The organism is Pseudomonas sp. G166, from assembly GCF_037027455.2.
Classification (GTDB): Bacteria; Pseudomonadota; Gammaproteobacteria; order Pseudomonadales; family Pseudomonadaceae; genus Aquipseudomonas.
On sequence record NZ_CP146985.1, the window covers coordinates 625,565 to 643,753 of the forward strand.

The following is an 18,189-nucleotide window of genomic DNA, read 5'->3' on the forward strand; positions in this document are numbered from 1 at the left end:
CCTTTGTTCTTTGAGCGCCACGGTGGTGGTGAACGGGCCATTCTCGTTCACTTGGATGGACAGGACCCTGAGGCGCGCGAAGATCCGCAGGAGTTTCAGGAATTGGCAATTTCGGCCGGCGCCGAGACCGTCGCGTTTTTCAACGTGCCGCGTCATCGGCCAACCGCCAAATTCCTGATCGGCAGTGGCAAGGTCGAGGAGTTGCGCGACCTGGTCAAGGCCGAGCAGGTCGACCTGGTGATTTTCAATCACATCCTCACGCCCAGTCAGGAACGCAACCTCGAACGTGTTTTCGAGTGCCGCGTGATCGACCGTACGGGGCTGATTCTCGACATTTTCGCCCAACGCGCCCGTACCCATGAAGGCAAGCTCCAGGTCGAACTGGCCCAGCTTGAGCACATGAGTACGCGGCTGGTTCGTGGCTGGACTCACCTTGAGCGGCAGAAGGGCGGTATCGGCCTGCGCGGTCCGGGTGAAACCCAGTTGGAAACCGACCGGCGTCTGCTGCGGGTTCGCCTGCGCCAGATCAAGGGGCGCCTGGAGAAGGTCCGCAGCCAGCGTGAGCAGTCGCGGCGCGGTCGCAAGCGCGCGGACATCCCGACGGTTTCACTGGTGGGTTATACCAACGCCGGCAAATCGACCCTGTTCAATAACGTCACCCAATCCGACGTCTATGCCGCCGACCAGTTGTTCGCCACGCTCGACCCGACCCTGCGCCGGCTCGACCTGGACGACCTCGGGCCCATCGTGCTGGCCGACACCGTAGGTTTCATCCGTCACCTGCCGCATAAGCTGGTCGAGGCTTTCCGAGCTACGCTCGAAGAGTCGAGCAACTCCGACCTGCTGCTGCACGTGATCGATGCCGCAGAGCCGGACCGGATGCTGCAGATCGAGCAAGTGATGGTGGTGCTGGGCGAGATCGGGGCCCAGGACTTGCCGATCCTTGAGGTATACAACAAACTCGATTTGCTCGAAGGCGTGGAGCCGCAGATCCAGCGCGATGCCGATGGCAAGCCGCAACGGGTCTGGTTATCGGCCCGTGACGGCACCGGCTTGGACCTGCTCAAGCAGGCTGTGGCGGAGTTGTTGGGCAATGATCTGTTCGTCGGCACGCTGAAATTGCCGCAACGTTTCGCCCGGCTGCGTGCCCAGTTCTTTGAGCTGGGGGCGGTGCAAAAAGAAGAACACGACGAAGAAGGCGTCTGCCTGCTGGCTGTTCGCCTGCCTCGGTCGGAGCTTAACCGGCTGGTCAGCCGTGAAGGGCTGCAACCGATGGAATTCATCGAGCAACACACTTTGCAATAAAAGCCTGAGAAAGCTGTGTCAGGCATTCTGTAGCATTGGTCGGCGCGCCGTGGGTGCGTCTTTGCTTTATCAGATGGAGAGCGCTATGGCTTGGAATGAGCCGGGTGGCAACTCGAATAATCAGGATCCTTGGGGTGGCAAGCGTCGTAACAACGGCGACCGCAAGGGGCCGCCAGATCTCGACGAGGCCTTCCGAAAGCTGCAGGAAAGCCTGAACGGTTTGTTCGGTGGTGGTAAAAAACGCGGTGACGATGGTGGCGGTCGTCCGGGCAAGGGCGGCGGTTTCGGCCTGCTCGGCATCGGCCTTGTCGTGCTCGCGGCTATTTGGCTGTACAGCGCGGTCTATGTCGTGGACGAGCAGGAGCAGGCCGTGGTGCTGCGCTTCGGTAAGTACTACGAGACGGTTGGCCCGGGCTTGAACATCTATTTCCCGCCGATCGATCAGAAGTACATGGAAAACGTCACGCGTGAGCGTGCCTATACCAAGCAGGGCCAGATGCTGACCGAAGACGAGAACATCGTCGAAGTGCCGCTGACCGTGCAATACAAGATCACCAACCTGCAAGACTTTGTACTGAACGTCGACCAGCCGGAAACCAGCCTGCAGCATGCGACCGAGAGTGCCTTGCGCCATGTGGTGGGTTCCACCGCCATGGACCAGGTGCTGACCGAAGGGCGTGAGCTGATGGCCAGCGAGATCAAGGAGCGCCTGCAACGGTTCCTCGATACCTATCGCACCGGTATCACCGTGACCCAGGTCAACGTCCAGAGCGCCGCGGCGCCGCGTGAAGTCCAGGAAGCCTTCGACGACGTGATTCGTGCTCGAGAAGACGAACAGCGTTCGCGCAACCAGGCCGAGACCTATGCCAACGGCGTCGTGCCGGAAGCGCGTGGCCAGGCCCAGCGCATTATCGAAGATGCCAACGGCTACCGCGATGAAGTGGTTTCCCGGGCCAAGGGTGAGGCGGATCGCTTCACCAAGCTGGTGGCCGAGTATCGCAAGGCTCCAGAAGTTACCCGCGAGCGTCTGTACCTGGACACCATGCAGGAAGTCTTCAGCAACACCAGCAAGGTCCTCGTGACCGGCAACAAGAACGGCCAGAGCAATCTGCTGTACCTGCCGCTGGACAAGATGGTCGAAAGCGGTCGCAACACCAGCGCGCCGTCGACTGGCGCGGCAGCTATCAACAATGACGGCAACGCCCGTGCGGCGGATCTGCAGCAACAGCAAGCACGTACCAGGGAGAGTCGCTGATGAGCAATAAATCGCTGATCGCCCTTATTGTCGGTGTCGTCGTGGCGATCGCTGCCTGGAACTGCTTCTACATCGTGGCTCAGACCGAGCGTGCGGTGTTGCTGCAGTTTGGTCGCGTGGTCCAGGCTGATGTCCAGCCGGGGCTGCATGTGAAGGTGCCGTACGTCAACAAGGTGCGCAAGTTCGACGGTCGCCTGATGACGCTGGATGCACCGACGCAGCGCTTCCTGACGCTGGAAAAGAAAGCCGTGATGGTGGACGCCTACGCCAAGTGGCGGGTGAAGGATGCCGAGCGCTTCTACACCGCGACCTCCGGTCTCAAGCAGATCGCCGACGAGCGTTTGTCCCGTCGTCTGGAGTCGGGCCTGCGTGACCAGTTCGGTAAGCGTACGCTGCATGAAGTCGTGTCCGGTGAGCGTGATGCGCTCATGGCCGACATCACCCGTTCGCTGAATACGATGGCGGAAAAAGAGTTGGGCATCGAAGTGGTCGATGTCCGGGTCAAGGCCATCGACCTGCCGAAGGAAGTGAACCGCAGCGTATTCGAGCGCATGAGCACCGAGCGTGAGCGTGAAGCCCGCGAGCACCGCGCCAAGGGTAACGAGCTGGCCGAAGGCATCCGTGCCGACGCCGATCGCCAACGTCGCGTGCTGCTGGCCGAAGCCTATCGTGAATCGGAAGAGGTCCGCGGTGATGGTGACGCCCAGGCCGCTTCGATCTACGCCAAGGCCTATGGTCAGGACCAGGAGTTCTATGGGTTCTACCGTAGCCTGCGCGCTTATCGTGAAAGTTTTGCGAACAAATCCGACGTCATGGTCCTGGACCCAAGCAGCGACTTCTTCCGTTACCTGGAAAAGGCCAAGCCTTGATGCGGCGTTGACCTGAGGTGCTCCGCCCGGCGGCTAAAGCGTCGGGCGGGGTGATCCTTTGGGAAAACGTGTGTATGATGCGGCAGCCGGGAAATTCCCGGCTTTTTTGCGTCTGCACGTTTGATTGCGTTTTGTAGTTGCAGGCGTCGAGTTGAACGACTCGACAGGTTTCTCGAGGAAAGTGCTGGGCGAGGCCGATTGCTGGCCATTCGTCACGTCGCCCTTGCGCGTGTTTTGCGTACGGCACAGGTATTTTCTGCTTCACTCAAGGCCAGCCCGAAAGCTGGCCGCCCGGACCATAGGGGAATGGCGTAATGGCAACGGTAGACCGCTGGCTGCTGCCAGATGGCATCGAAGAAGTACTGCCACCGGAAGCTGCGCGTATCGAAGTAGCGCGTCGCCAGGTGTTGGATCTGTTCCAGAGCTGGGGTTACGAGTTCGTCGTCACCCCGCATATCGAGTACCTGGAATCGCTGCTGACCGGCGCGGGCCAGGACCTGGATTTGCGCACCTTCAAGGTTATCGATCCGCAGTCGGGCCGGCAGATGGGCTTTCGTGCCGACATCACGCCACAAGTGGCGCGCATCGACGCCCACACCCTGCGCCGTGAAGGCCCGAGCCGCCTGTGTTACGCCGGCAGTGTGCTGCATGCCCAACCGCGCGCCTTGTCGTCTTCGCGCAGCCCGATCCAATTGGGTGCCGAGCTGTATGGCGACGCCAGTCCCAGCAGCGACGTGGAAGTCATCAGCCTGATGTTGGCCATGTTGCAACTGGCTGACGTACCGGATGTCCACATGGACCTGGGTCATGTCGGCATCTATCGCGGCCTGGCCCGTGCGGCCGGTCTGTCCGGGGAAGTGGAGCAACAGTTGTTCGATGCCCTGCAACGCAAGGCTATCGACGAAGTCATCAGCCTGACCGAAGGCTTGCCGGCCGATCTGTCGGGCATGCTGCGGGCGTTGGTGGACCTGTGCGGTGGTCGTGAAGTATTGGCGGCGGCCCGCGAACGCCTGGCCCATGCGCCAGCGCCAGTATTGGCGGCGCTGGATGATTTGCTGGCGATTGCCGAGCGCCTGTCGGTGCGTTTCCCCGAGCTGCCGCTGTATTTCGACCTGGGCGAGTTGCGCGGTTATCACTACCACACCGGCGTCGTGTTTGCGGTGTTCGTACCGGGCGTAGGCCAGTCCATTGCCCAGGGCGGTCGTTATGACGATATCGGCGCCGACTTCGGTCGGGCCCGTCCGGCGACTGGCTTCTCTACCGATTTGAAAACCCTGGTGACCCTGGGGCGTGCTGAAATCGAGCTACCGTCTGGCGGTATCTGGATGCCTGACAGTACGGATGCGGCACTCTGGCAGACGGTCTGCCAGTTGCGCAGTGAGGGTCAGCGCGTCGTCCAGGCTTTGCCTGGGCAACCTTTGGCCGCCGCCCGTGAAGCGGACTGCGACCGGCAATTGATTCAGCAGAACGGGCTTTGGCAAGTATTGCCGCTGGCTTCTTGAGTTTTCCTGCCGGCTGCGGCCGGCACCAAGTTTGCGCGAATGAGGACAAGTGTTATGGGTAAGAATGTCGTAGTCCTGGGCACCCAGTGGGGTGATGAGGGCAAAGGCAAGATCGTTGATCTGCTGACCGAACATGCTGCCGCCGTAGTGCGCTACCAGGGTGGCCACAACGCAGGTCACACCTTGGTGATCGACGGTGAAAAGACCGTTCTGCACCTGATTCCGTCGGGCGTGCTGCGCGAAGGCGTGCAGTGCCTGATCGGCAACGGTGTGGTGGTGGCTCCCGACGCCTTGCTGCGGGAAATCATCAAGCTGGAAGAGAAAGGCGTACCGGTGCGCGAGCGCCTGCGTATCAGCCCGTCCTGCCCGCTGATCCTGTCCTACCACGTTGCGCTGGACCAGGCCCGTGAAAAGGCCCGTGGCGAGCTGAAGATCGGCACCACCGGTCGTGGCATCGGCCCGGCCTACGAAGACAAAGTGGCTCGTCGTGGCCTGCGCATCGGCGACTTGTTCCATCGCGAGCGTTTCGCCGCCAAGCTGGGTGAGTTGCTGGACTACCACAACTTTGTCCTGGTCAATTATTACAAAGAGCCGGCCATCGACTTCCAGAAAACCCTGGACGAGTGCATGGAGTATGCCGAGCTGCTCAAGCCGATGATGCTCGACGTCACTGCCGAGCTACACGAGCTGCGTCGCGCCGGCAAGGACATCATGTTCGAAGGTGCCCAGGGTTCGTTGCTGGACATCGACCACGGTACCTATCCGTACGTTACCAGCTCCAACACCACCGCCGGCGGTATCGCCACGGGTTCGGGGTTTGGTCCGATGTACCTGGATTACATCCTGGGTATCACCAAGGCCTACACCACCCGCGTCGGTTCGGGCCCGTTCCCGACTGAGCTGTTCGACGACGTGGGTGCCTTCCTGGCCAAGCGCGGTCACGAGTTCGGTGCTACCACCGGTCGTGCCCGTCGTTGTGGTTGGTTCGATGCCGTCATCCTGCGTCGTGCCATCGACGTCAACAGCATCTCGGGCCTGTGCCTGACCAAGCTGGACGTGTTGGACGGCCTGGAAACCATCAATATCTGCGTGGGCTACAAGAACCAGGACGGCGCCGTCATCGACGCACCGACCGACGCGGACAGCTACATCGGCCTGGAGCCGGTGTACGAGCAGATGCCTGGCTGGACCGAATCGACCGTGGGCGCCAAGACCCTGGAAGAGCTGCCAGTGGCGGCCCGCAACTACATCAAGCGCGTTGAAGAGTTGGTCGGTGCGCCGATCGACATTATTTCGACGGGGCCAGATCGCAACGAAACCATCGTTCTGCGTCACCCGTTTGCCTGATAAGTCGTTGATGTAAAACACAAAGGCCCCTCGTTTGGGGCCTTTGTCGTTTCTGCCGGCCGGACGGCACGACCTTTGCTACGCATCGTTAACAATAAGTGCTTCTTTGAAGTGCCATCAATTTAATGGCGTTTAGTAGAGGGATTCCCCTGTGTCGGCCGTTCTCTCACTGTTACAAAGCCGTCTGTTGCGGCCCGTGTTCGTTACCCTGGGTATCGCCCTTTTGGTGCAGGTGCTGGTGGCCGTCGCGCTGACTCGAAGCACGGTCACCGCGCTGGAGGCCGAACTAGGGGCCCGGCTGGGGGATGATAGTCAGAAATTGTCTGGCGAACTGGAGCAGGCCGGGCGGGAGGTTACCTCCAGCCTGGACAGTTTGTCTGCCAGCACTCGGCAGCGCCTCACCGTCGGATTATCGACGCGGCTAAAGGACGAGCAGGCACAGTTGCGTACGACCCTCGAGAAAGCGCTCAAGGATTCCGCCAATGATATGGCGCAACTCCTGGCTTCCGTCGCCCCTCGTGCCATGTGGGACAACGACGTGCCCACGCTCTCCGAATTCGCCCGTCGGGCCCAGCGCAATCCCAATGTGCTATTCGTCATCTATGACGACGCTAACGGTGAGCACCTGACCCGCTACCTGAACCGGGAAAACCCGGTCAACAAGGCTCTGCTGGAAAAAGGCAAGGGCGAGCGGGCGTTGGACAAGGTATTGGATGCGGCGAAGAACGATCCGTCGGTGTATTACCTCGAAGCCTCGATCAACCCCAACGGCGTGGAGATCGGCAAAGTACTGATGGGGGTTTCCACGGCTTCCGTTGAAACCGACCTGAAGGCGCTGGATCAGCGCTTCTCGGCCTTGATCGCCAGCAGCGACCAGTTGGTTGGCGACAGTCTCAAGGGGGCGGCGGCCGACAGTGCCACCGCCATGCGTGGTCGCCTGGAGTCGGCCCAGGCCACCGCCACGAAAATGCAGGCCAACACCGCCAGTACCGTGCAGGAAGCGGCTGGCACCTTGCGCTGGCGCATCGGCATGGGCTTGGCCCTGGTGGGCTTTGGCGTGCTGGCGCTGCTGGCTGTGGTGCTGGGACGTCGGGTGGTCAATCGCTTGAAGTTGCTGATAGCTGCGATGAACGACCTGGCGGCGGGCGAAGGTGATTTGACCAAGCGAGTGCAGATCAGCAGCAAGGATGAAATTGGCGACATGGCCTCGGCGGTCAATCGCTTTGTGGATAAGTTGCAACCAATCGTGCGGGAGGCGGGTGACGTAGCCCAGCGCACTGGCCTGGAAATAGGTGCGATGACCTTGCGTAACTCCGGTGCCGATGCGGCGGCTGGCATGCAGCGTGATGAAGTGGCCGAGAGCCTGCGGGCGCTGTCGCAAATGGCTGATGAAGCGCAGTCGGAAAGCCAGGCGATGCAGGCGGCCTTGCAGCAAGTGGTGGAAATTCGTAAGGCCACCGACGAAAACACCCGTACCTCGGCCAAAGTCGGCGGTTTGATCGAAGCATTGGCCGGACAGGTCGACACTGGGGCAAAAGTCATCGAGCGGCTGGCCCAGCAGAGTGAGCAGATCGAAGTGGTACTGACCGTGATTCACGGTATTGCCGAGCAGACCAACCTGTTGGCCTTGAACGCGGCCATCGAAGCGGCGCGGGCTGGGGAGACCGGGCGCGGGTTTGCGGTGGTGGCGGACGAGGTGCGGGCGTTGGCAAGCAAGACCCAGAGTTCGACGGGCGATATCCAGGCGCATATCGTGGCCTTGCAGCAAGGCGCCCGGGAGGCGGTGGCTGCTATCGGCCAGGCTGGGCGCCAGGCCAACGAGGGCTTGGTAGTGTTGCGTGACAGCGCACGCTTGCAGCAGTCGGTGCAGGCGTCCGTGGAGCAGGTGCATGCGGCCATTGGCCTGGCGACTCAGGCGGCGGCTCATCAGGCCCAGGGTGCACAAGCGGTGCGCGGGCGGGTGGAAACCATTCACGCCCAGGCCGAGAAAGCGGCCCAGGCTGTGGTCGAGACTACGGCCAGCGGTAAGGTGCTGGATGGGTTGGCGGCGCAGTTGAAGGCGAGTTTGGGGCAGTTCAGGGCGTAGTCGCTGGGCTGGCCGGGATTTTGTTGGCTGGGTACATATCCATTACTGCGGTAACGGCTACTTAGGGTTCCGCCCTTACGGCGGCTCACTTTTGAAAAGCCCGGAAGCCGGCCCAGTCAAAAGTAAGCAAAACGCTTTTGCCCCACCACTCGGCACCTCGCCTAGGCTCGGTGTGCCCGAACGAAGGCATTGCTCCGTGGGCCCGCCGCGAAGGGCCATTCATGGCCCAGCGCGGCTATCCCGGCATCCATGCCGGGATGCCCACTGCGCAATGCCTGCGTTCGGCCATCGTGGTTAACGGGCGCCCGAGATCAACGTCCGTCGCGAGGCGGCCTGACAGCCGACCTGTCTCTCCCGGGTGTATCCCGATCCCATTGTGGGAGCGGGCTTGCTCGCGAAGGCGGCCTTACAGCCGACACCTATCTCTCCCGGGGTGTACCCCGATCCCATTGTGGGAGCGAGCCTGCTCGCGATAGCGATTTCAGCGACTCAGATACATCCGCGTCGTCAGCAAATAGACCGGCAACCCCGACACCACAATCAACAGCGCCGCATAAGGCGCCGCTGCCGCGAATTCCACATTCGACGTATGAGCCCAGACCGCTGTCGCCAAAGTATTCAGGCCGGTGGGGCTCAGCAGCAGCGTGGCCGTCAGCTCCTTCATCGCATCCAGGAACACCAGCGCGAACGCGGCGCCCAGTGCGGGGAAGATGATCGGCAGGGTCACCCGGCAAAAAGCGCTGAACGATGAAGCCCCCAGGGTGCGTGCGGCCTCTTCCAGTTGCGGCGCGGCCTTGTTCAGGGCGGTACGCACCGGTGCCTGGGCCAGTGGCAGGAACAGCAGCGCGTAGGCAATCAGCAGCAGGGCCGAAGTCTGATACAGCGCAGGTACGTAGTGCAGCGCGAAATAGACCAGGCTCAGGGCGATCACCAGCCCTGGCAGTGCATGGAGCAAGTACGGCAGGCGTTCGGCCCACAGCGCCAAGCGCCCCTTGTGACGCACCACCAGCAGGCCGACCGGTACCGCCAGCACCAGGCAGAGCGCGGCGCCGCCGAGTGAAAGCGCCAGTGATGACAACAGTGCCTCGCTGATCTCGCCGATCGGGAATGCGGCGGACGTGCCCACCGCCAGCCAATACGCCAGCATCCCCAGGGGGATGCCGCTGCCGATGATCGTCAATACCAGGCAATACACCTGCCCGAGCAGCGCCCAGGGCCCCAGTCGCACTTGTTCGGCCTGGCGCGCCGCGCCTTGGCCGGTACGCACATGGCGACCCTTGCCGCGTACCCGCAGTTCCAGCCACAGCAGCATCAGGCACAGCGCTAGCAACACCGCCGAGAGCATGGCGGCATTGGCGTTACTGAACTCCAGCTCGAATTGCTGATAAATCGCCGTGGTGAAGGTTTGCAGGCCGATGATCGACAGCGCACCGAATTCCACCAGCATGTGCAACGCAATCAGCAGTGAGCCGGCCAGCAGCGAGGGCCAGAGCAGTGGCAAGGTGACACGAAAGAATACCCCCCAGCGATTTTGCCCCAGGGTGCGGGCGGACTCTTCGAGGGAGGGGTCCAGGTTGCGCAACGTTGCCGCCACCGGAAGAAATATCAGCGGGTACTTGGACAGGGTCATTACCAGGATCGCGCCACCCAGCCCCTCGAACTGAGCGCTGAGGGACACCCAGGTGAAGCTACTGACAAATGCCGGCACCGCGAACGGCAGGCAGAGGATGACGCCCCATAGCCGCCGCCCTGGCAGATTGCTGCGCTCCAGCAACCAGGCCAGGGACAAGCCGATGATCCCGCAGGCCAGCGTAACGCCGACCATCAACGCCAAGGTGTTGCGCAACAGGCCGAATACATAGGGTCGCCACAGCAAGTGCAAGGCCTCGGCCCAGCCGGCTTGCCAAGCCTTCACGAGGACGTACAGCAGCGGCAATGCGCTCAGGAACACCAACAACAGCACCGGCAGCAGCACGCCGACTGGCGGGCGCTTGCGCCGGGGTGCGTAGCTCCCGGCCGGATGTGGGGCGCTCAGCGATGGGGTCATCAATTCAGGCCGACTTCACGTTCCAGCTCCAGCGCTTCTTCGGCGTTGCCGAGGTCGGCCGGGGTGACTTTCGGCGGCTCCAGCTCGCTGAAGGGTTTGAGGCCGCGATCCGAGGCCATGCCTTTATGCAGCGGATACTCGGCGGACGTCTGGGTAATCACCCGTTGGCCTTCTTCGCTGGCCATGTAGGCGAGCAATTGCTGGGCTTGCTGCGGGTGTTTGCTGGATTTCAGCGCAGCTGCGCTGGACACGGTCACCAGGCCGCCGGCATCGCCGCCAGTGAAGTAGTGCAGTTTGGAGTCGAGCTGGCCTTTCTCCCGCTGCAGGGCAAACCAGTAGTAGTTGTTGACCAGGACGCTGGCTACTTCGCCGTTTTCCACTGCCTTGAGGGCAACCATGTTGTTGCTGTAAACCTTACCGAAGGCGCGCAGGCCGGTCAGCCATTCTTCGGCGGCTTCCATTCCATGCAGTTTGATAATGGCAACGGCTTGTTCCTGGAATGCGCCGCTGGTCGGTACAAAGCCAACCTTGCCTTGCCATTGTGGTTGGGCAAAATCGAGGACGGTTTTCGGCAGGTCTTTTTCGTCGATCAGCTTGGGGTTATAGGCCACTACGCGGACGCGGGCGGTGACGCCCATCCAGGTGCCGTTGCCAGCGACGTAGTCTTTGGGCAGCACGTTCAGGGTGGTGTCGTCGATTTTGGCCAGCAGGCCTTGTTCGCCGAGTTTGTTCAAGGGCGGCGATTCTTCGGTGTAGATCACATCGGCCGGGGAGCGGTCGCCTTCTTCGACCACCTGGCTGGCGAGCTGATTGCTGCTGCCCTTGCGCACGTTGACGTGAATGCCGGTCTTGGCTTCGAAGGCTTTGGCCAGTTCGTCGCCGACTTCCTTGTGTTGGCCGTTGTAGAGGGTCAGTTCCACCTTGTCGGCGGCGTGGGTGAGGGGCGTTGCGAGTGTCAGGCCGAGCAGGGTGCAGGTCAGGGCGCGGCGCAGGGTGGTTCGAAACATCATTCGCGGGGTTCCTCACTGTCGTGTAGCAAAAACTTGTAACAATGATAAACGATATTGTTTCTCATGTACGGCTTGCTGAGGAATTGAGCCGGCTTCGTGGTGAGGGAGCTTGCTCCCGCTGGGTTGCGAAGGAACCCAGGCCTTGAGGTGGTGGTTTGCCTGGTTAATTGCTGGGGAGGGCTTTGCCCTCCAGTGGGAGTCAGCCCCCCATCACAAAGGTGTGTTTGCAGTTTTCAGATGGCAGAAACGCAAAAACCCGCTTTCGCGGGTTTCTGTGAGGTTCAAGGTCGTAACCTTGAAGCTTGAATTGGTGCCCAGAAGAAGACTCGAACTTCCACGACCTTGCGGTCACCAGCACCTGAAGCTGGCGTGTCTACCAATTTCACCATCTGGGCAGCATCTTCAGCGTTGCCGCTGTTGATGTCGCGCACTATACGGAGCGCGTTTTGATCTGTAAACCCCTGTTTTTGTTTTAGTAATTGCTAAACGAAATTGCAGGGGCCGGAAATGCAAAAACCCGCTTTCGCGGGTTTTTGTGAAGCTTGCAGACCGTTGATCTGCTGCTTGAAATTGGTGCCCAGAAGAAGACTCGAACTTCCACGACCTTGCGGTCACCAGCACCTGAAGCTGGCGTGTCTACCAATTTCACCATCTGGGCAGTATCGGCAACGTGTGTGCGTCGTCGATGGCGCGCACTATACGGAGCGTGTTTTTAACTGTAAACCCCTCGCGGCAAAAAAACCGCTAAATTTCACCAGTGGTGCTTTTCCAAGCGTCAAAGGGTGGTTCTAAAGGCTCTGGAAAAGGCATTGAATGCTTGAAATTTCCCGTTTCATTAAGCCTATGCCAAACTAACCCGCATATAGACAAGGTGAAAACTCTCTAATGGCCGATTGGCAGTCCCTCGATCCCGAGGCCGCTCGTGAAGCGGAAAAATATGAAAACCCTATTCCTAGTCGCGAACTGATCCTGGCGCATCTCGCCGATCGGGGTTCGCCTGCTAGCCGCGAGCAGTTGGTCGAAGAGTTCGGTCTGACCACCGAAGACCAACTCGAAGCCCTGCGCCGCCGTCTGCGCGCCATGGAGCGCGACGCACAACTGATCTACACCCGGCGCGGCACCTATGCCCCAGTGGACAAGCTCGACCTGATCCTGGGTCGCATCGCCGGTCACCGCGATGGCTTCGGCTTCCTGATCCCGGACGACGGCAGCGATGACCTGTTCATGAGCCCGGCGCAGATGCGCCTGGTGTTCGACGGTGACCGGGCCTTGGCCCGCGTGTCCGGCCTGGACCGCCGTGGTCGTCGTGAAGGCGTGATCGTCGAAGTGGTGTCCCGTGCCCACGAAAGCATTGTCGGCCGTTACTTCGAAGAGGGCGGCATCGGTTTTGTTGTGCCGGATAACCCGAAGGTTCAGCAGGAAGTGCTGATTACCCCGGGTCGTAATGGCGCGGCCAAGGTTGGTCAGTTCGTCGAGGTGAAAATCACCCACTGGCCAACTGCGCGCTTCCAGCCACAGGGCGATATCGTTGAAGTGGTCGGCAACTACATGGCGCCGGGCATGGAAATCGACGTTGCGCTGCGCACCTACGACATTCCTCATGTCTGGCCCGAGGCTGTGCTCAAGGAAGCCGCCAAGCTCAAGCCGGAAGTTGAAGAGAAAGATAAAGAAAAACGCATCGACCTGCGCCATCTACCGTTCGTCACCATCGACGGCGAAGATGCCCGTGACTTCGACGATGCGGTCTACTGCGAAGCCAAGCCCGGCAAGCTGCGCCTGTTCTCCGGCGGCTGGAAGCTGTTCGTCGCGATTGCCGACGTGTCCAGCTACGTGAAGATCGGTTCGGCACTGGATAACGAAGCCCAGGTGCGCGGCAACTCCGTGTATTTCCCTGAGCGCGTGATCCCGATGCTGCCTGAGCAGTTGTCCAACGGCTTGTGTTCGCTGAACCCGAAAGTCGACCGTTTGGCCATGGTGTGCGAGATGACCATCTCCAAAACCGGCGAAATGACCGACTACCAGTTCTACGAAGCGGTGATCCACTCCCAGGCGCGTCTGACCTACAACAAGGTCAGCACCATCCTGGAAACGCCGAAGACCAGTGAAGCCAAGGCGCTGCGTACCGAATACGCTGGCGTGGTGCCGCACCTCAAGCAGCTGTACTCGCTGTACAAGGTGCTGCTGGGTGCTCGTCACGTGCGTGGCGCGATCGATTTTGAGACCCAGGAAACCCGGATTGTCTTCGGTTCCGAGCGCAAGATCGCCGCAATCACCCCGACGACCCGTAACGATGCGCACAAGCTGATCGAAGAGTGCATGCTGGCGGCCAACGTGGCCACTGCGCAATTCCTCAAGAAGCACGAGATTCCTGCGTTGTACCGCGTGCACGACGGCCCGCCGCCGGAGCGCCTGGAAAAACTGCGCGCTTTCCTCGGTGAGCTCGGCCTGTCCCTGCACAAAGGCAAGGACGGCCCGACGCCGAAGGACTACCAGGCATTGCTGGCCAGCATCAAGGACCGCCCGGATTACCATGTGATCCAGACGGTGATGCTGCGCTCTCTGAGCCAGGCGGTGTACAGCGCCGACAACCAGGGCCACTTTGGTCTGAATTACGAGGCGTACACCCACTTCACCTCGCCGATCCGCCGTTATCCGGACCTGCTCACGCACCGCGCGATCCGCAGCGTGATCCATTCCAAGCAGAACACCCCGCACGTCAAGCGTGCTGGTGCCATGACCATTCCGAAGGCACGGATCTATCCGTACGACGAAGCGGCCCTTGAGCAGTTGGGCGAGCAATGCTCCATGAGCGAACGCCGCGCCGACGAAGCCACGCGTGACGTGGTGAACTGGCTCAAGTGCGAGTTCATGAAAGACCGCGTGGGCGAGTCGTTCCCAGGCGTGATCACAGCGGTGACCGGCTTTGGTTTGTTTGTCGAACTGACCGACATCTACGTCGAGGGCCTGGTGCACGTTACCGCCTTGCCGGGTGATTATTACCACTTTGATCCTGTGCACCACCGCCTGGCGGGCGAGCGCACCGGTCGCAGCTTCCGTCTGGGCGACACCGTGGAGGTGCAGGTCATGCGCGTCGACCTCGATGAGCGCAAGATCGACTTCGGGATGTCTGACAAGCCCGCCGAAGCGCCGACTGGCCGTAAAAAGCGTGGCGGCGAGACCGCAGCGCCTGCGACCAAGGGGAAAGGTAAAGGCGCGCCTGCCAAAACCGCAGAGCCTGAGCCAGCCAAGGCCGGTCGTCGTTCGTCCGTCAAGGACAAGGCTCCCGAAGCCTACCGCCCCAGCGACGCAGCAGCGAAGAATGCCGAGCTTCGCAAGAGCCGCGAGTTAAAGCAGCAGTTGCTCAACGAAGCCAAAAGCGGTGGTAAAGCGGCGTCTGGGGGAAAGTCCCACGGGGCGGAAAAGTCGTCGAGCAAGCCAAGCAAACACCGTAAAGGCCCGCCGAAAGCGGGCTCGGCCCCAGCCAAAAGCGGCGGGGCGCGTAAACCCAAGGCCAAGTCATGAGTCAGTTGGAAAAAATCTACGGCGTGCATGCCGTGGAAGCATTGCTGCGTCATCATCCCAAGCGGGTCAAGCAGATCTGGCTGGCCGAAGGCCGTAGCGATCCGCGGGTCCAGACCTTGGTCGAGCTGGCCAACGAAAGCCGCGTTGCGGTGGGCCAGGCCGAACGGCGGGAGATGGACGCCTGGGTTGAGGGCGTGCACCAGGGCGTTGTGGCCGAGGTCAGCCCGAGCCAGGTCTGGGGCGAGGCAATGCTCGACGAACTGCTCGATCGCACCGAAGGCGCGCCTTTGTTGTTGGTGCTCGATGGTGTGACCGATCCGCACAACCTCGGCGCCTGCCTGCGTTCGGCGGATGCGGCCGGTGCGTTGGCGGTGATCGTGCCTAAAGACAAGTCGGCAACCTTGACGCCGGTGGTGCGTAAAGTTGCCTGCGGCGCGGCGGAGGTGATTCCGCTGGTGGCGGTGACCAACTTGGCGCGCACCCTGGAAAAACTCCAGCAGCGCGGCCTGTGGGTCGTGGGCACGGCGGGCGAGGCCGAGGTCAGCATCTATGACCAGGACCTGACCGGCCCGACGATCCTGATCATGGGCGCCGAAGGCAAAGGTATGCGCCGCTTGACCCGCGAGCATTGCGACTACCTGGTCAAGCTGCCGATGGCTGGCAGCGTCAGCAGTCTCAACGTCTCGGTCGCGACCGGCGTGTGCCTGTTCGAGGCGTTGCGCCAGCGTAGCGTGAAGGTTGCTGCCAAAAGGCCTTGAGCCACGCACAGTACCCATGTGGGAGCGAGCTTGCTCGCGATGACGGCGTATCAGTGACAGAAATGTTGACTGGCACACCACTATCGCGACCAAGCTCGCTCCCACAATGTTTTGTGTGGGGAGCATAGATTGGCGGTTGTTCAAATAATCACCAATCACCTTGCGCCTCCCTCGACCCTTCTCTACAATTGCGCCCCTTGCTGTGATGGCAGGCACTTATGTGTCTAGCGTCCACAAGTCCATAAGTGTCATTCACTCCTTGTCTGACCGTTTTTGAGCGGCAGGCTACAACCCGTAAGGAGCATTCATGCGTCATTACGAAATCATCTTTTTGGTCCACCCGGATCAAAGCGAGCAAGTCGGCGGCATGGTTGAGCGTTACACCAAGCTGATCGAAGAAGACGGCGGCAAAATCCACCGTCTGGAAGATTGGGGCCGTCGTCAACTGGCCTACGCAATCAACAATGTTCACAAGGCTCACTACGTGATGCTGAACGTTGAGTGCACTGGCAAGGCCCTGGCCGAGCTGGAAGACAACTTCCGCTACAACGATGCAGTGATCCGTAACCTGGTCATCCGTCGCGAAGAAGCCGTCACCGGCCAATCCGAGATGCTCAAGGCTGAAGAAAACCGCAGTGAGCGCCGTGAGCGTCGCGACCGTCCTGAGCACTCTGACAGCGCCGAAGGCGATGACAGCGATAGCGACAGCGACAACAGCGATAACGCTGACGAGTAATCCACGGACCTTTTAAGGAGCCAATCACATGGCACGTTTCTTCCGTCGTCGTAAATTCTGCCGCTTCACCGCTGAAGACGTGAAAGAGATCGATTACAAAGATCTCAACACTCTGAAAGCCTACGTATCCGAGACCGGCAAAATCGTTCCAAGCCGTATCACCGGTACCAAAGCTCGTTATCAGCGTCAGCTGGCCACCGCTATCAAGCGCGCCCGCTTCCTGGCCCTGCTGGCCTACACCGACAGCCACGGCCGCTGAGACCGGGCAGTCGACACGTAGCAAAGGATTGAATGCATGCGCGCCATAGCTGAGTTCATCATGCGCGGTCGTATGCAGGCCACTCTGGTAGTGGCTGGATGCGCGGCATTGCCGTTGTTGTATTGGTTGGGTGCTGCCGCGGTGAGTCTTGTGCTCCTGCGGCGCGGATTGAGGGACGCCCTGGGCGTTCTTGCTCTGGGACTGCTGCCGGCTTTGTTCTGGTGGTGGTATTCCGCTGACCCGCGGGCACTCATGGTGCTGCTGGGGTCTTCGGCGCTGGCGTTGGTATTGCGCGCCAGCGAATCCTGGAACCGCGTGCTGCTGGTCAGCATAGCGTTGGGCGTGGTGTTTTCAGTGGTGCTCGGGGTGGCTTTCGAACCCCAGATCGAGATGCTCTCGCAGGCTTTGATAAAAATCCTGCCCGAGGCCCTCGGTGATCTCTACCAGCAGATGTCGGTAGAGGAGCAGGCGCGTTTCGCGTCCCTGATTGCACCGGTCCTGACCGGCCTGATTGCGGCCTTGTTGCAAATCGTCAGTGTGCTGAGCCTGATTATCGGGCGCTACTGGCAGGCGTTGTTGTACAACCCGGGTGGTTTTGGTCGTGAATTTCGCGCCATCCGATTCCCGCTTGGGCTGGCGATGTTGCTGCTGGCGGGCATGCTTCTGGGGCCGAACTTCGGTCCACAGATGGCCATGCTCACGCCGTTGTGCAGCGTACCGCTGGTATTTGCCGCACTGGCCCTGATTCACGGGCTGGTGGCGCAAAAGCGACTGGCCAGATTCTGGCTGGTGGGGTTGTACGTCACGTTGTTGCTGTTCATGCAACTGATCTATCCGTTGCTGGTGGTCTTGGCCATCGTCGACAGCCTGATTGATTTTCGCGGTCGTATGGCGCCGAAAGACGCCGACAACGCGAACGGTGAAGGTTAAAAGTTAGAGGATTTTCACATGCAACTGATCCTTCTGGAAAAAGTCACCAACCTGGGCAACCTGGGTGACAAAGTAAACGTTAAGGCCGGCTACGGTCGTAACTACCTGCTGCCTTACGGCAAAGCCACCGCTGCGACCGCTGCCAACCTGGCTGCGTTCGAAGAGCGTCGCGCTGAGCTGGAAAAAGCCGCTGCCGACCGTAAAACTTCGGCTGAAAACCGTGCTGCCCAACTGGCCGAGCTGGAAGTGACCATCACTGCCACCGCTGGCGACGAAGGCAAACTGTTCGGTTCGATCGGTACTCACGACATCGCTGACGCACTGACCGCCTCCGGCGTTGAAGTTGCCAAGAGCGAAGTTCGTCTGCCGAACGGCACCATCCGCAACGTAGGTGAATTCGACGTGGCCGTGCACCTGCACGCCGAAGTTGAAGCCACCGTACGCGTTGTCGTGGTAGCAGCCTAAGCAACACCTGTCGGCTGGCACCCTCGGGTGCTAGCCGGTAACATCGGGCACGATCCTGTTTACAGGTCGTGCCCTTTGTCTTTCTGCAATTCCTGATT

14 protein-coding genes and 2 tRNA genes are annotated in these 18,189 nt (G+C 60.7%); 12 read left to right on the forward strand and 4 right to left on the reverse strand.

The window, feature by feature from the left end; all coding sequences use genetic code 11:
- Window positions 1-3: 3 nt before the first annotated feature.
- The 6 genes from hflX (at window position 4) to SGN16_RS02760 (ending at window position 8,364) form a co-directional block, all read left to right on the forward strand.
- Window positions 4-1,305 (forward strand): ribosome rescue GTPase HflX, encoded by a 1,302-nt coding sequence (gene hflX, locus SGN16_RS02735; protein WP_210642590.1) that lies wholly within the window; start codon window positions 4-6, stop codon window positions 1,303-1,305.
- An 85-nt stretch (window positions 1,306-1,390) separates the two neighbouring features.
- Entirely contained in the window at window positions 1,391-2,560 is a 1,170-nt protein-coding gene (gene hflK / locus SGN16_RS02740; RefSeq protein WP_210642591.1) for an FtsH protease activity modulator HflK, read from the forward strand.
- Window positions 2,560-3,429: a protease modulator HflC gene (gene hflC, locus SGN16_RS02745; protein ID WP_210642592.1), complete on the forward strand. Its 870-nt coding sequence runs from the start codon at window positions 2,560-2,562 to the stop codon at window positions 3,427-3,429. The genes hflK and hflC overlap by 1 nt, the downstream gene beginning before the upstream one ends.
- 314 nt (window positions 3,430-3,743) lie before the next feature.
- Window positions 3,744-4,931, forward strand: coding sequence for an ATP phosphoribosyltransferase regulatory subunit (locus SGN16_RS02750; protein WP_210642593.1), 1,188 nt, complete (start codon window positions 3,744-3,746; stop codon window positions 4,929-4,931).
- Between the two features lie 54 nt (window positions 4,932-4,985).
- Entirely contained in the window at window positions 4,986-6,278 is a 1,293-nt protein-coding gene (locus SGN16_RS02755) for an adenylosuccinate synthase (protein WP_003186407.1), read from the forward strand.
- Between the two features lie 151 nt (window positions 6,279-6,429).
- Complete coding sequence (locus SGN16_RS02760; RefSeq protein ID WP_210642594.1) at window positions 6,430-8,364, forward strand: methyl-accepting chemotaxis protein; 1,935 nt, start codon at window positions 6,430-6,432, stop codon at window positions 8,362-8,364.
- Between the two features lie 481 nt (window positions 8,365-8,845).
- On the opposite strand, the gene SGN16_RS02765 is transcribed toward SGN16_RS02760, so the two are convergent.
- From SGN16_RS02765 to SGN16_RS02780, 4 genes are all read right to left on the reverse strand, one after another.
- Entirely contained in the window at window positions 8,846-10,411 is a 1,566-nt protein-coding gene (locus SGN16_RS02765; RefSeq protein WP_335943830.1) for an iron ABC transporter permease, read from the reverse strand.
- Window positions 10,411-11,421 (reverse strand): extracellular solute-binding protein, encoded by a 1,011-nt coding sequence (locus tag SGN16_RS02770; protein ID WP_210642596.1) that lies wholly within the window; start codon window positions 11,419-11,421, stop codon window positions 10,411-10,413. Before SGN16_RS02770 ends, SGN16_RS02765 begins: the two co-directional genes overlap by 1 nt.
- A 308-nt stretch (window positions 11,422-11,729) precedes the next feature.
- Window positions 11,730-11,816: transfer RNA gene (locus SGN16_RS02775), tRNA-Leu, on the reverse strand.
- 176 nt (window positions 11,817-11,992) lie between these two features.
- A tRNA-Leu gene (locus tag SGN16_RS02780) sits at window positions 11,993-12,079 on the reverse strand.
- A 227-nt stretch (window positions 12,080-12,306) separates the two neighbouring features.
- Here SGN16_RS02780 and rnr point away from each other — a divergent pair.
- From rnr to rplI, 6 genes are all read left to right on the forward strand, one after another.
- Window positions 12,307-14,943, forward strand: coding sequence for a ribonuclease R (rnr, locus tag SGN16_RS02785; protein ID WP_335943831.1), 2,637 nt, complete (start codon window positions 12,307-12,309; stop codon window positions 14,941-14,943).
- Window positions 14,940-15,701, forward strand: coding sequence for a 23S rRNA (guanosine(2251)-2'-O)-methyltransferase RlmB (rlmB, locus tag SGN16_RS02790; protein WP_335943832.1), 762 nt, complete (start codon window positions 14,940-14,942; stop codon window positions 15,699-15,701). The genes rnr and rlmB overlap by 4 nt, the downstream gene beginning before the upstream one ends.
- Window positions 15,702-16,008: 307 nt before the next feature.
- Window positions 16,009-16,437 (forward strand): 30S ribosomal protein S6, encoded by a 429-nt coding sequence (rpsF, locus tag SGN16_RS02795; protein WP_025211554.1) that lies wholly within the window; start codon window positions 16,009-16,011, stop codon window positions 16,435-16,437.
- Window positions 16,438-16,465: 28 nt separating this feature from the next.
- A complete protein-coding gene (gene rpsR, locus SGN16_RS02800; RefSeq protein ID WP_002551829.1) occupies window positions 16,466-16,696 on the forward strand; it encodes a 30S ribosomal protein S18 in 231 nt (76 codons plus the stop codon).
- 36 nt (window positions 16,697-16,732) lie between these two features.
- The gene (locus SGN16_RS02805) at window positions 16,733-17,626 is read left to right on the forward strand and encodes a hypothetical protein (protein ID WP_210642599.1); all 894 of its coding nucleotides are present in this window, start codon (window positions 16,733-16,735) and stop codon (window positions 17,624-17,626) included.
- Between the two features lie 18 nt (window positions 17,627-17,644).
- A complete protein-coding gene (gene rplI / locus SGN16_RS02810) occupies window positions 17,645-18,091 on the forward strand; it encodes a 50S ribosomal protein L9 (RefSeq protein WP_008157007.1) in 447 nt (148 codons plus the stop codon).
- The last annotated feature ends 98 nt before the right edge of the window (window positions 18,092-18,189 follow it).